The 12,618-nt window shown below is 72.3% G+C and carries 9 protein-coding genes and 1 pseudogene; 8 read left to right on the forward strand and 2 right to left on the reverse strand.

Going from position 1 to position 12,618, the window contains the following annotated elements:
• Positions 1-2: 2 nt before the first annotated feature.
• The 8 genes from IO20_RS0131175 (at position 3) to IO20_RS0131210 (ending at position 10,517) form a co-directional block, all read left to right on the forward strand.
• Entirely contained in the window at positions 3-1,040 is a 1,038-nt protein-coding gene (locus IO20_RS0131175; protein WP_030552090.1) for a cupin domain-containing protein, read from the forward strand.
• Positions 1,041-1,092: 52 nt separating this feature from the next.
• Complete coding sequence (locus tag IO20_RS0131180) at positions 1,093-1,956, forward strand: fumarylacetoacetate hydrolase family protein (protein ID WP_030552088.1); 864 nt, start codon at positions 1,093-1,095, stop codon at positions 1,954-1,956.
• A 613-nt stretch (positions 1,957-2,569) separates the two neighbouring features.
• Positions 2,570-3,745, forward strand: a complete 1,176-nt coding sequence (gene rhaI, locus IO20_RS0131185) for an L-rhamnose isomerase (RefSeq protein ID WP_030552086.1) — start codon at positions 2,570-2,572, stop codon at positions 3,743-3,745.
• A 67-nt stretch (positions 3,746-3,812) separates the two neighbouring features.
• A complete protein-coding gene (locus tag IO20_RS0131190; protein WP_030552084.1) occupies positions 3,813-5,858 on the forward strand; it encodes a bifunctional rhamnulose-1-phosphate aldolase/short-chain dehydrogenase in 2,046 nt (681 codons plus the stop codon).
• A 192-nt stretch (positions 5,859-6,050) separates the two neighbouring features.
• Positions 6,051-7,580 (forward strand): rhamnulokinase, encoded by a 1,530-nt coding sequence (locus IO20_RS0131195; RefSeq protein WP_078946058.1) that lies wholly within the window; start codon positions 6,051-6,053, stop codon positions 7,578-7,580.
• On the forward strand, positions 7,580-8,335 hold the full coding sequence (locus IO20_RS0131200; RefSeq protein WP_030552081.1) for a (Fe-S)-binding protein: 756 nt from the start codon (positions 7,580-7,582) through the stop codon (positions 8,333-8,335). The genes IO20_RS0131195 and IO20_RS0131200 overlap by 1 nt, the downstream gene beginning before the upstream one ends.
• The gene (locus IO20_RS0131205; RefSeq protein ID WP_030552079.1) at positions 8,332-9,771 is read left to right on the forward strand and encodes a LutB/LldF family L-lactate oxidation iron-sulfur protein; all 1,440 of its coding nucleotides are present in this window, start codon (positions 8,332-8,334) and stop codon (positions 9,769-9,771) included. The genes IO20_RS0131200 and IO20_RS0131205 overlap by 4 nt, the downstream gene beginning before the upstream one ends.
• Positions 9,768-10,517, forward strand: a complete 750-nt coding sequence (locus IO20_RS0131210) for a LutC/YkgG family protein (RefSeq protein WP_078946057.1) — start codon at positions 9,768-9,770, stop codon at positions 10,515-10,517. Before IO20_RS0131205 ends, IO20_RS0131210 begins: the two co-directional genes overlap by 4 nt.
• Before the next feature lie 543 nt (positions 10,518-11,060).
• On the opposite strand, the gene IO20_RS0131220 is transcribed toward IO20_RS0131210, so the two are convergent.
• On the reverse strand, positions 11,061-12,533 hold the full coding sequence (locus IO20_RS0131220) for a dihydrolipoyl dehydrogenase family protein (RefSeq protein WP_051874556.1): 1,473 nt from the start codon (positions 12,531-12,533) through the stop codon (positions 11,061-11,063).
• Positions 12,533-12,618, reverse strand: a pseudogene (locus tag IO20_RS41720) (DNA starvation/stationary phase protection protein); the annotation flags it as partial. The gene IO20_RS0131220 and the pseudogene IO20_RS41720, both read right to left, overlap by 1 nt.

Here is a 12,618-nt window from a genome sequence, read left to right on the forward strand (position 1 = left end):
CCATGACCGACGACCCCGCCTACCAGGCCCTCGACGCGCTGGGCGCCGCTCCGCTCTGGCGCTTCTACGGCAACCTGTTCCCCGCCGAGCCCCGCAGCCGGGCCGTGCCCTACCGGTGGAGCTGGCGAGAACTCCGACCCCACCTGCTGCACTTCTCCGGGACCCTGTCCCTGGACGAGGCCGAACGACGGGTCCTGATGCTCGTCAACCCCGGCCTGACGGACCCGCCCGCGACCGTCAACACCCTCTACGCGGGGCTGCAGATCATCCTTCCCGGGGAGACCGCCCAGGCGCACCGGCACACCTCCAACGCCTTCCGCTTCGTCCTGGAGGGCGAGGGCGCCTGGACCACCGTCGACGGAGAGCGTGTCTTCATGGCTCCGGGCGACCTCCTGCTCACCCCCGGCTGGCACTGGCACGACCACACCCACGAGGGCGACGCGCCGATGATCTGGCTCGACGCGCTGGACTACCCCCTGGTCAACGCCCTGGAAGCGGGCTTCTACGAGAAGTACCCCCAGCGGCTCCAGCCCGTGACCCGACCCGACGACGCCGGATCACGCCAGTTCCTGCACGGTCGCCTGACCCCCGCGTGGATCACCCCCGCAGGGCCGAACTCCCCCGTCACCCGCTACACGTGGCAGGAGACCAGCCGGGCCCTGGAGGCCATCGCCGACACCGCCGACGGGAGCGACGTCGACGGCATCGTCCTGGAGTACACCAACCCCTGGACCGGCGGGCCCGTCATGCCCACCATCGGCTGCCGCGTCCAGCGGCTGCGGCCGGGCTTCGAGGGAGCCGGGCGTCGCCACACCGCGTCGACCGTCTTCAGCGTCGTCCGCGGCGAGGGCGCCACCATCGTCGACGGAAGGCGTCTCGACTGGGCCGAGAACGACACCGTCGCGATTCCCGGCTGGGCGTCCTACCGGCACCTGAACACCTCGGCGTCCGAGGACGCGGTCCTGTTCTCGTACAGCGACGAGCCCGTCATGCGCTCGCTGGGCCTGTACCGCACCGAGAGCGCCGATCCCGGCGCCTGACCACCCGTCTCTGTCCCCCACCTTCCTCTCCCACATCCTCAAGGAGGCCTTGATGCGTCTGGCCATGTTCGACAAGGGACGGCTCGGCGTCGTCGACGGCGACACGATCACCGACGTGACCGACCAGATCGCCGTCCCCTCCGGCGGCCCGGCCGGTGTGCTCCACCACTACATCGAGACGGTGTCCCTCGGCACCGGCCCGGCGCTGGACCCGGAACGCGGCCGCCGCGTTCCGCTGGCGGAGGTGACACTGGAGGCGCCGCTGCCCCGGCCCGGCAAGATCGTCGGAGCGCCGGTCAACTACCTCGATCACAAGGCGGAGATGGACTACCCCACCTCCATCGCCGACCTCGGCGTCTTCCTGAAGGCGAACTCGTCGGTGATCGGTCCGGGCCAGGACGTCGTCCTGCCCTACTCCGACAAGCGCACCGACCAGGAGGGCGAACTGGGCGTCGTCATCGGCCGGACCGCGACACGGGTGAGCGCCGACGACGCGCTGGACCACGTCTTCGGCTACACCTGTCTGCTGGACATCACCGTGCGCTCCGGTGAGGACCGCTCCACCCGCAAGTCCTTCGACACCTTCACCCCGATCGGCCCCTGGGTGGTGACCGCCGACGAGATTCCCGACCCCGACCGGCTCGACCTGCGCTGCGACGTGGCAGGCGAGACGCGCCAGCGCACCAGCACCGCGGACCTCGTCTTCGGCGTCCGTGAACTGGTCGCGTACGCGTCGTCGGTGATGACCCTGTACCCGGGCGACGTGATCGCGACGGGCACCCCGGCGGGTGTCGGCCCGCTCGGCCACGGCGATCGTGTGGTCGTGGAGATCGAGCGGGTCGGCCGGCTGGAGGTGGGCGTGGACGGCTCCATAGCCGTGCCCTACGCCACCCGCCCGGGCCACCGCCGCGCCTGACTCTCCGTCGTCCTCGCGGGGCGGCGACGGAAGGCGGGAACTCGGCCGCGGGACGGCCTGTTCAGCATGAGATCGCGGGGGCGGCGGTGACGGGGCGCGGCGCCGTGGCGCCCGAGCGGGCAGGGCGAAGAGAGAGCACTGGGCGACCTTCCGGTCCAGGTCGGCCAGAACGGCCGCGACAATGACGGTGCCTTCGTCAGGTGTCACCTTCCCGAGGCCGTGCCCGCCGGACGGTAGGCGCGCCTGCGGCCGCCCTCACCCGGGCGACCGGGATCGGGCTCGCCCCACTCGTGACCGCCACCGCGCACCCGCTGACGCAGCGGGCGCGCGGTGGTTTTCGGGCATCCGCCCGGCGGGCGCTGATGAAACGTTTCGACACGCCCTGGGCGACCCGGACCGGAGACCGGCCGGGCCCTGCGGGCGATCCCGGCGCCCAGTCCTGCCGACCGCAAGGGAATGGGGCCGCTCAGGGCGAGCCACTGATAGCCCAACGCCTTGACGGCCACCCGGTCGCGGGCTAGCTTCCTCCACGGAATGAATCGATTCACATCATCGGTTCCGCACTCCTCGGCCCCGCTTCCGGGGCCCCTCTTCCAGTCATCCCGAGGTGACCATGCCTGACATCGCCGCCGTGAAGGCCGCACTCGCCGGCCAGCGGATCGAGACACCCTCCTGGGGCTACGGGAACTCCGGCACCCGATTCAAGGTGTTCGCGCAGGCGGGAGTGCCCCGCACCCCGTTCGAGAAGCTCGACGACGCCGCCCAGGTCCACGCCTTCACCGGCGTCGCCCCCAAGGTCTCGCTGCACATCCCGTGGGACCGGGTCGAGGGCCCCGACGGATACGCGGACCTGGCGGCGTACGCGAAGGAGCGCGGCCTGGAGCTGGGCGCGATCAACTCCAACACCTTCCAGGACGACGACTACAAGCTGGGCAGCGTCTGCCACCCGGACGCGAAGGTCCGCCGCAAGGCCGTCGACCACCTCCTGGAGTGCGTCGACATCATGGACGCCACCGGCTCCACCGACCTGAAGCTGTGGTTCGCCGACGGTACGAACTACCCCGGCCAGGACGACGTCGTGGGCCGTCAGGACCGGCTGGCCGAGGCGCTGGCCGAGGTGTACGCGCGTCTCGGCGACGGGCAGCGTCTGCTCCTCGAGTACAAGTTCTTCGAGCCCGCCTTCTACACCACCGACGTGCCGGACTGGGGAACCTCGTACGCGCACTGCCTCAAGCTGGGCCCGAAGGCCCAGGTGGTCGTGGACACCGGGCACCACGCTCCCGGCACGAACATCGAGTTCATCGTCGCGTTCCTCCTGCGGGAGGGGAAGCTCGGCGGCTTCGACTTCAACTCGCGCTTCTACGCCGACGACGACCTGATGGTCGGCTCGGCCGACCCCTTCCAGCTCTTCCGGATCATGCACGAGGTCGCCAAGAACGGCGGCCTGGACGCCGCCACGAACGTGGCCTTCATGCTCGACCAGTGCCACAACATCGAGGCGAAGATCCCGGCCGTGATCCGCTCGGTGATGAACGTCCAGGAGGCCACCGCCAAGGCCCTCCTCGTCGACCTCGACGCGCTGCGCGACGCCCAGCGGTCCGGCGACGTGCTCGCCGCCAACGCGGTCCTGATGGACGCCTACAACACCGATGTCCGTCCCCTGCTGCGTGAACTCCGCCAGGAACAGGGCCTGGCCCCCGACCCGGTCGCCGCCTACCGGGACTCCGGCCGGCAGGAACGGATCGCCGCCGAGCGCGTCGGGGGCGAACAGGCCGGCTGGGGCGCGTAAGCCCCCCGCCCCCTCACGTCCGTACCTCCCGACCCGCCTGCCCTCCCGCTCCCGAAGGAAGAAGCTCATGGCCTCCGCCACCCACCCCGAAGTCGCCGCCCTCCTCGGGCGCGCGCACCGCCTCGGCTCCGACCCGCGCAACACCAACTACGCCGGCGGCAACGCCTCCGCGAAGGGCTCCGTCACCGACCCGGTCACCGGCGGCGACATCGAGCTCATGTGGGTCAAGGGCTCGGGCGGCGACCTGGGCACCCTGACCGAGGAGGGCCTGGCGGTCCTGCGCCTGGACCGGCTGCGCGCGCTGACCGAGGTGTACCCGGGGGTGGAGCGCGAGGACGAGATGGTCGCCGCGTTCGACTACTGCCTGCACGGCAAGGGCGGCGCCGCTCCGTCGATCGACACGGCCATGCACGGTCTGGTGGACGCCGCACACGTGGACCACCTGCACCCGGACTCCGGGATCGCACTGGCCTGCGCGGCCGACGGCGAGGCGCTGACCAAGGAGTGCTACGGCGAGAAGGTCGCCTGGGTACCGTGGCGGCGCCCCGGATTCCAGCTGGGTCTGGACATCGCGGCGATCAAGGAGGCTCACCCGAGGGCCGTCGGCGTCGTCCTGGGCGGCCACGGCATCACCGCTTGGGGAGCGAGCGCCGAGGCGTGCGAGACCAACGCCCTGTGGATGATCCGCACGGCCGAGACGTTCCTCGCCGACCGGGGCAGGGAGCGGCCGTTCGGCGCGCCGGTGGACGGCTACGCGCCCCTCGACGAGGAGCGGCGCCGGGAGCGCGCCGCGGCGCTCGCGCCCGTGATCCGGTCCCTGGCCTCCCAGGACCGGCCGCAGGTCGGCCACTTCACCGACACGGACGTCGTCCTGGACTTCCTGGCCCACGACGAGCACCCGCGGCTCGCGGCCCTGGGCACCTCCTGCCCGGACCACTTCCTGCGCACCAAGGTCCGCCCGCTCGTCCTGGACCTGCCCGCCTCCGCGCCACTGGAGGAGGCGGTCGCCCGGCTGAAGGAGCTCCACACCACCTACCGCGAGGAGTACGCGGCCTACTACGCGCGGCACGCCACCGCCGGCTCCCCCGCGATGCGCGGCGCCGACCCGGCGATCGTGCTGGTCCCGGGCGTCGGGATGTTCTCCTTCGGCAAGGACAAGCAGACCGCCCGGGTGGCGGGCGAGTTCTACGTCAACGCGATCAACGTGATGCGCGGCGCCGAGGCCGTCTCCTCCTACGCCCCCATCGAGGAGTCGGAGAAGTTCCGCATCGAGTACTGGGACCTCGAGGAGGCCAAGCTGCGGCGCATGCCGAAGCCGAAGCCGCTGGCCACCCGGGTGGCCCTCGTGACGGGCGCCGGCTCCGGCATCGGCAAGGCCATCGCGCACCGGCTGGTCGCCGAGGGGGCCTGTGTCGTGGTCGCCGACCTGAACGCCGAGAACGCGGCGGCCGTGGCCGACGAGCTGGGCGGCTCGGACAAGGCGGTGGCGGTCACGGTCGACGTCACCTCCGAGGAGCAGATCGCCGAGGCGTTCAAGGTCGCCGCCCTCGCCTTCGGCGGTGTCGACCTGGTGGTCAACAACGCCGGCATCTCCATCTCCAAGCCGCTGCTGGAGACCACGGCCCGCGACTGGGACCTGCAGCACGACATCATGGCCCGCGGCTCGTTCCTCGTGTCCCGCGAGGCCGCCCGGATCATGATCGAGCAGGGCCTCGGCGGCGACATCGTCTACATCGCCTCCAAGAACGCGGTCTTCGCCGGTCCGAACAACATCGCGTACTCGGCCACCAAGGCCGATCAGGCCCACCAGGTCCGCCTGCTGGCGGCGGAGCTGGGTGAGCACGGCATCCGCGTCAACGGCGTGAACCCGGACGGGGTGGTGCGCGGCTCCGGCATCTTCGCCGCCGGCTGGGGCGCCCAGCGGGCCGCCACGTACGGCATCGAGGAGAACAAGCTCGGCGAGTTCTACGCCCAGCGGACCCTGCTCAAGCGCGAGGTCCTCCCGGAGCACGTCGCGAACGCGGTCTTCGCCCTCGCCGGCGGGGACCTCACCCACACGACCGGCCTGCACGTCCCTGTCGACGCCGGCGTGGCGGCCGCTTTCCTGCGCTGACCGCCGCCCCCTCATCGCCCCGGGGCCGGTGACTGACGCACCGGCCCCGGGGGCGCCGGCGGACCGGCGGCGCGATGCCGTACGGGAAACGGCCCTGACACCGTGTCCGCACGGCGCCGCCGGTCCGCCTTCGTCTTCCCTCTCCTCCTCCTTCGTCTTCCTTCTCCTTCTCCTTCTCCTTCTCGTTCCCCGATGAGCCGCCCGCACCGCGGAGGTACCCCCGTGACCACCACTCCACCGTCCTCCGCCTTCGCCCCGGCCTTCGCCGCGGTCGACCTCGGCGCCACGAGCGGGCGCGTGATCCTCGGCCGGGTCGGCCCGGACAACCTCGACCTCACCGAGGCGCACCGCTTCCCCAACACCCCCGTGCGGCTGCCCGACGGGCTGCGCTGGGACGTCCTCGCCCTCTTCCAGGGCATCCTGGACGGGCTGCGCGAGGCCGCCCGCTCCGGCGGTGTCGCCTCCGTCGGCGTGGACACCTGGGCCGTGGACTACGGGCTCCTCGACGCCGACGGCGCCCTGCTCGGCCAGCCGTTCCACTACCGCGACGACCGGACCGACGGCGTCGCCGAGCACGTGTGGGCCGCGGTCGGACCCGCGGAGCTGTACGGGATCACCGGCCTGCAGCACCTGCCGTTCAACACGGTCTTCCAGCTGGCCTCCACCGCGGGAACCGTCCAGACGGACGTCGCCCGCACCCTGCTCCTCATGCCCGATCTGCTGATCCACTGGCTGACCGGGTCCGTCGGCGCCGAGGAGACCAACGCCTCCACGACCGGCCTGTTCGACGCCCGCACCGGAACCTGGTCCCAGGAGATCCTGGGCCGGCTGTCCCTGGACCCCGGTCTCCTCCCGCCGCTGCGCGCCCCCGGCGACCCGGCGGGCACCCTGCTCCCCCATGTCGCCGGGTACACGGGGCTCGACGCCCGGACCCCGGTGACCACGGTCGCCTCGCACGACACCGCGTCCGCGGTGGTCGCCGTACCGGCCACGAAGCCGGACTTCGCGTACATCTCGTGCGGTACGTGGTCGCTGGCCGGCCTGGAGCTCGACGCACCGGTGCTGAGCGAGGAGTCCAGGGCCGCGAACTTCACCAACGAACGCGGCGTCGACGGCACCATCCGCTATCTGCGCAACATCATGGGCATGTGGCTCCTGGAGGAGTGCCGGCGCACCTGGGACAGGGACGGCCTGCCCACCCACATCCCCACGCTCCTCGCCGACGCCGCCCAGGCCCGGCCGTTCGCGTCGGTCGTCGACCCGGACGCCCCGGAGTTCCTCGCCCCCGGCGACATGCCGGCCCGCATCCGGGACTTCTGCGCCCGCACCGGCCAGGGCGTTCCCGACAGCCAGGGCGCCGTGGTCCGCTGCATCCTGGAGAGCCTGGCGCTCGCGCACCGCCGCACCCTGCGTCAGGCCGCCGAACTCGCCGGCCGCGACATCACCCACGTCCACCTGGTCGGCGGCGGCTCGCGCAACGACCTGCTCTGCCAGCTCACGGCCGACGCCACCGGACTGCCTGTCGTCGCCGGCCCCACCGAGGCCACCGCCCTGGGTAACATCCTCGTCCAGGCCCGTGCCGCCGGCCTGGTCGGCGACCTGGCCGCCATGCGCCGACTCATCGCCCGCACCCAGCACCTGCGGCACTACACCCCCCGGGGCGGCAGCGCCGTCTGGGACGCGGCCGCCGCCCGAATCGCCCCCGCCCCGAGGAACTCCTGATGCGCGTCGCCCTCTTCGCCACCTGCGTCAACGACGCGGTCTACCCCTCCACGGCCATCGCGACGGTCAAGGTCCTCGAACGCCTGGGCGTGCGGGTCGACTTCCCCGCCGCCCAGACCTGCTGCGGACAGCCGCAGTACAACACCGGCTACCGCCGCGCGACCGAGCCTCTGGTCCGCCGCATGGCCCGCGCCTTCGAAGGCTACGACCACGTGGTCGCCCCGTCCGGGTCGTGCGTCGCCATGGTCCGCGACAACTACCCGCGCATCGGGCGGAAGGCGTACGCCGAGGGACGCGGAAGCGCGCTGACCGACGTCGCCGACTCCCTGGTCCCGAGGACGTACGAACTGACGGAGTTCCTGGTCGACGTCCTGGGGGTGACGGACGTGGGCGCGCACTTCCCGCACCGGGTCACCTACCACCCCTCCTGTCACGGGTTGCGGATGCTGGGCCTGGGTGAGCGGCCGCGCAGGCTGCTCGAGGCCGTGAGGGGCCTGGAACTGGTGGAGCTGCCGGGGGCGGAGGAGTGCTGCGGTTTCGGCGGTACGTTCGCGGTGAAGAACGCCGACGTGTCGACCGCGATGGGCGCCGACAAGGTCCGCAACTCCCTTTCCACCGGCGCCGATGTGCTGTGCGGCGCCGACAACTCCTGCCTGATGCACATCGGTGGCATGCTGCGCCGCCAGGACGCCCCGCAGCGCGCGCTGCACATCGCCGAGATTCTCGCGAGCACCGAAGAGGAGCCCCTGGTATGAGCGGTACGTATCTCGGCATGCCGGCCTTCCCCAAGGCCGCGCACGAGGCCGTACGGAACGACACCCTGCGCGCGAACCTGCGTCACGCCACCCACACCATCCGCGACAAGCGGGCGGTGGCGGTGGCCGAACTCGACGACTGGACGGAGCTGCGCGAGGCCGGGAAGCAGATCAAGGACCACACGCTCAGCCGACTGGACCACTACCTGGTCCAGCTGGAGGAGTCGGTCACGGCCGCGGGCGGGACGGTGCACTGGGCGGCGTACGCCGACGAGGCGAACCGGATCGTCGCCGATCTGGTGAAGGCGACGGGCGAGGGTGACACCGGGAAGCGTGAGGTCGTCAAGGTCAAGTCGATGGCCACCCAGGAGATCGGCCTCAACGAGGCCCTGGAGGCCGAGGGCATCGCCGCCTACGAGACCGACCTCGCCGAACTCATCGTGCAGCTCGGCGAGGACCGGCCCTCGCACATCCTGGTCCCCGCCATTCACCGCAACCGGGGCGAGATCCGCGACATCTTCCGCTCCGAGATGGAGAAATGGGGCCGGGCGGCGCCGGAGGGTCTCACCGACAGCCCCGCGGAACTGGCCGAAGCGGCACGGCTGCATCTGCGGGAGAAGTTCCTGCGGGCCAAGGTCGGCATCTCGGGCGCCAACTTCATGGTCGCCGAGACCGGCACCATGGTCGTCGTCGAGTCGGAGGGCAACGGACGGATGTGCCTCACCCTGCCCGAGACCCTGATCTCCGTCGTCGGCATCGAGAAGATCGTCCCCACCTGGCGCGACCTGGAGGTGTTCCTCCAGACCCTGCCGCGCTCCTCGACCGCCGAGCGGATGAACCCGTACACCAGCATGTGGACCGGCACGACGGACGCCGACGGCCCCGAGGCCTTCCATCTGGTCCTGATCGACAACGGCCGTACCGACACCCTCGCCGACGAGGTGGGCCGGCAGGCGCTGCGCTGCATCCGATGCTCGGCCTGTCTCAACGTCTGCCCGGTGTACGAGCGGGCCGGCGGGCACGCGTACGGCTCGGTCTATCCCGGGCCGATCGGCGCGATCCTCACGCCTCAGCTGAGGGGCACGGCGAGCGAGATCGACGCGTCCCTGCCGTACGCGTCCTCGCTCTGCGGCGCCTGCTACGACGTCTGTCCCGTCGCCATCGACATCCCCGAAGTCCTCGTCCACCTCCGCGAGAAGGTCGCGGAGCACGGCGGCCCTGGGCACCGGCTCGAGAAGGCCGCGATCAAGGCGGCGGGCTGGGTCCTCGACCACCCCGGCGTCCTCGCGGCGGGAGAGCGCGTCGCGGCGAAGACCCGCAGGTTGCACCCGAAGAAGCTCCGCGGCCCCGGCGCGAGCCAGTGGACCGACAGCAGGGACCTGCCCGAGATGCCCGCCGAACCGTTCCGCGACTGGTGGAAGAAGAACCGCACATGACCTCGCCCTCGACACCCCGCCCGACGTCCTCCTCGACATCCTCCTCGACGTCGTCCTCGACACCCTCCTCGCTCTCCTCCCGCGAGCGGATCCTGGGCCGCGTCCGCGCGGCGCTCGCCGACGAACCCACCGCCCCGCACCCGGCGCGCGGCTACCTCACGTCCCACACCCCCGACGACCCCACCGTGATCCTCGACCTCCTGCACGAGAACCTCGCGGACTACCGCGCGCTCGTGCACCGCGCAGAGGAAAGCGAACTTCCTTCTCTTGTAGCGGACTTGCTGGCGAAGCACGGGGCGGCCTCGGTCGCCGTGCCGCCGGGGCTGCCCGCCTCCTGGCTGTCCGGCACCACGGTGGAGCGGCGTCACGACGAGGGCGCGACCCTCACCCCGTACGACCTCGACGCCACCGACGCCGTCATCACCGGCTGCGCCCTGGCGGTCGCCGAGACGGGCACGATCATCCTGGACGGCGGTCCGGGCCAGGGCCGCCGCGCGCTCACCCTCGTTCCCGACGTCCACATCTGCGTCGTACGAGCGGCCGACCAGATCGTCGCCTCGGTCCCCCAGGCGATGCCCCGCCTCGACCCGACCCGCCCGCTGACGTGGATCTCGGGCCCGTCCGCCACCAGCGACATCGAACTCGACCGCGTCGAGGGGGTGCACGGCCCCCGCACCCTGCACGTGGTGCTGATCACCGAGGCGTCGGCCCGTGGTGAGCGCGGGGGCACCACCGGCGGAGCGTGACGCGCGCTGCTCTTGATTTCTGCCTCTGTTCACGATTTCTGCCTGCACTTCTGCCTGGAGACGGGAACGGCCCACTGCTTGGCTGTTCCCTGCGGGCGGAGGCCCGGGCCTCGCCGGTGCGGTTCGGTCCCGTCCGCGCTTCCGGAGGTGCGGCCGACCGTCCTGGTCCCGTCCGCCGCACGGCCCCGGAGTCACTCCCCGTGAACGGAGAACAATGTGAGCCAGGAAGCCGGATGGCCGCCGTGGGCGACTCTGCGGGCGGCAACCTGGTGGCGGCGCTGACCCTGCTCGCCAAGGAGCACGGCGGGGTGCGGCGGCACCATCGGACCCGGCACCGCGACCGCGCGCGTGGGCCGCGCCGCCCGGCCCACGGCCGGCAGCGCCTCCCGCTCCGCGTCCGCGAGGCCAATCCCCTCCGCCAACACCACGACCGTGCGCCGCTGCGGAACCCGACCGCGGCCCCGGTAAGCGGTGGCGGTGGGAGTGGGGCAGGGCCGGTGTTCCGGCCGGGAAACGGTTCTGGCGCGGCCGGAACACCTGCGGTCAGAGGCCGTACGCCTCGAGGAGGCGCAGCCAGACCTCGCTGACCGTGGGGAACGCGGGGACGGCGTGCCGCAGGCGGGTGAGCGGGACCTCTCCGACGATGGCGACCGTGGCCGTGTGGATGAGCTCGGTGGCCATCGGGCCGGTGAGGGTGCAGCCGACGACGACGCCCCGGGGCTCGTCGACGACGAGCTTGGCGTGGCCGCGGTAGTCGTCCGAGTACAGCGCGGCTCCGGCGACGTCGTCGATCCGGTACTCCACCGCGCGTACCGCGAACCCCGCTTCGCGTGCCGCGCGTTCGGTGAGACCGACGCTCGCGATCTCCGGGTGGGTGAAGACGGCCTGGGGGACGGCGAAGCGGTCGGCTTCCGCACTCCAGGCTTGCCCGCCGCCGGTGTCGGCGGGGCGGCCTGCGGCGCGCTCGGCTATCGCCGCCGCGCAGGCGCGGGCCTGGTACTTGGCCATGTGGGTCAGCGGCGCACGGTGGTTCACGTCGCCGACGGCGTAGAGCCAGTCGCCGGCGTGCGCGGTGACGCGGCAGGTGTCGTCGACCGGGAGCCAGTCGCCGGCCGCGAGCCCGACGGCCTCCAGGCCGAGGTCAGCCGTGCGTGGGCGCCGGCCGGCGGCGACCAGTACCTCGTCACAGACGAGCGCGGCGCCGTCGTCGGTCTCCACGGTCACGGCACGGGTGGTGTCGTCGCGGGCCACCCGGGTCGCCGAGACCCCGAAGCGGATCGTGACCCCGAGAGCGGTCAGGCCGCGTACGACCTCTTCGCCCGCGCACGGCTCCCAGCCGGTCAGCAGGGCCTGGTCACGGACGAGGAGGGTGACGGAGGAGCCGAGCGAGCTCCACGCCGTGGCCATCTCGCAGGCCACCACTCCCCCGCCGATGACGACGAGCCGCTCGGGCACCGCGTCGGCCGTGGTGGCCTGCCGATTGGTCCACACACCGATCCGGTCGAGCCCTTCGACCGCCGGCAGCACGGGGTCCGTACCCGTGGCGAGGACGACCGCGAGCCGCGCCTGCAGGACGCGGACCGCGCCGTCGGCCCCGGTCACCTCGACGCGGCGCTCGCCGGCGAGCCGCCCGCGCCCCCGTACGAGGAATATGCCGGCGCCCTTCAGCCAGGCGGCCTGACCGGCGTCGTCGCCGCGCCCGGTGAACCGGTCGCGGCGGGCCAGGACGTGCGCCGGGTCGAGCGCCGCGGTCACCGCCTGGCGCGCACCGTCGACGGAGCGGGCGGCCTCCCTGGCCGCGCCGGGACGCAGCAGGGCCTTGCTGGGTACGCAGGCTCGGTAGGAGCACTCGCCGCCGACCGCCTCGGCCTCGACGACGACGGCGGTCAGGCCTGACCGGACGATCCGGTCGGCGACGACCTCACCGCCAGGCCCGCCACCGATCACGACGACGTCGTAAGGCTCCTCGAACGTCTCCGTGTGCGTGTGCGTGTACGCGTCCTCGTACGTGTCCATCAGCCGCGTACCAGAGGGGTGTCCACGAGGTGTTCGGCGAGGAACCAGACCTGTGCCTCGCCGGTGCGGATGACCTCGGAGACGA

Origin of the sequence: Streptomyces exfoliatus (assembly GCF_000725545.1) — a bacterium.
Classification (GTDB): Bacteria; Actinomycetota; Actinomycetes; order Streptomycetales; family Streptomycetaceae; genus Streptomyces; species Streptomyces exfoliatus.

Coding starts and splice junctions, on each gene's coding strand:
- IO20_RS0131175 (WP_030552090.1), top strand. CDS start 3: ATGACCGACGACCCCGCCTACCAGGCCCTCGACGCGCTGGGCGCCGCT.
- IO20_RS0131180 (WP_030552088.1), top strand. CDS start 1,093: ATGCGTCTGGCCATGTTCGACAAGGGACGGCTCGGCGTCGTCGACGGC.
- rhaI (WP_030552086.1), top strand. CDS start 2,570: ATGCCTGACATCGCCGCCGTGAAGGCCGCACTCGCCGGCCAGCGGATC.
- IO20_RS0131190 (WP_030552084.1), top strand. CDS start 3,813: ATGGCCTCCGCCACCCACCCCGAAGTCGCCGCCCTCCTCGGGCGCGCG.
- IO20_RS0131195 (WP_078946058.1), top strand. CDS start 6,051: ATGAGCCGCCCGCACCGCGGAGGTACCCCCGTGACCACCACTCCACCG.
- IO20_RS0131200 (WP_030552081.1), top strand. CDS start 7,580: ATGCGCGTCGCCCTCTTCGCCACCTGCGTCAACGACGCGGTCTACCCC.
- IO20_RS0131205 (WP_030552079.1), top strand. CDS start 8,332: ATGAGCGGTACGTATCTCGGCATGCCGGCCTTCCCCAAGGCCGCGCAC.
- IO20_RS0131210 (WP_078946057.1), top strand. CDS start 9,768: ATGACCTCGCCCTCGACACCCCGCCCGACGTCCTCCTCGACATCCTCC.
- IO20_RS0131220 (WP_051874556.1), bottom strand. CDS start 12,533: ATGGACACGTACGAGGACGCGTACACGCACACGCACACGGAGACGTTC.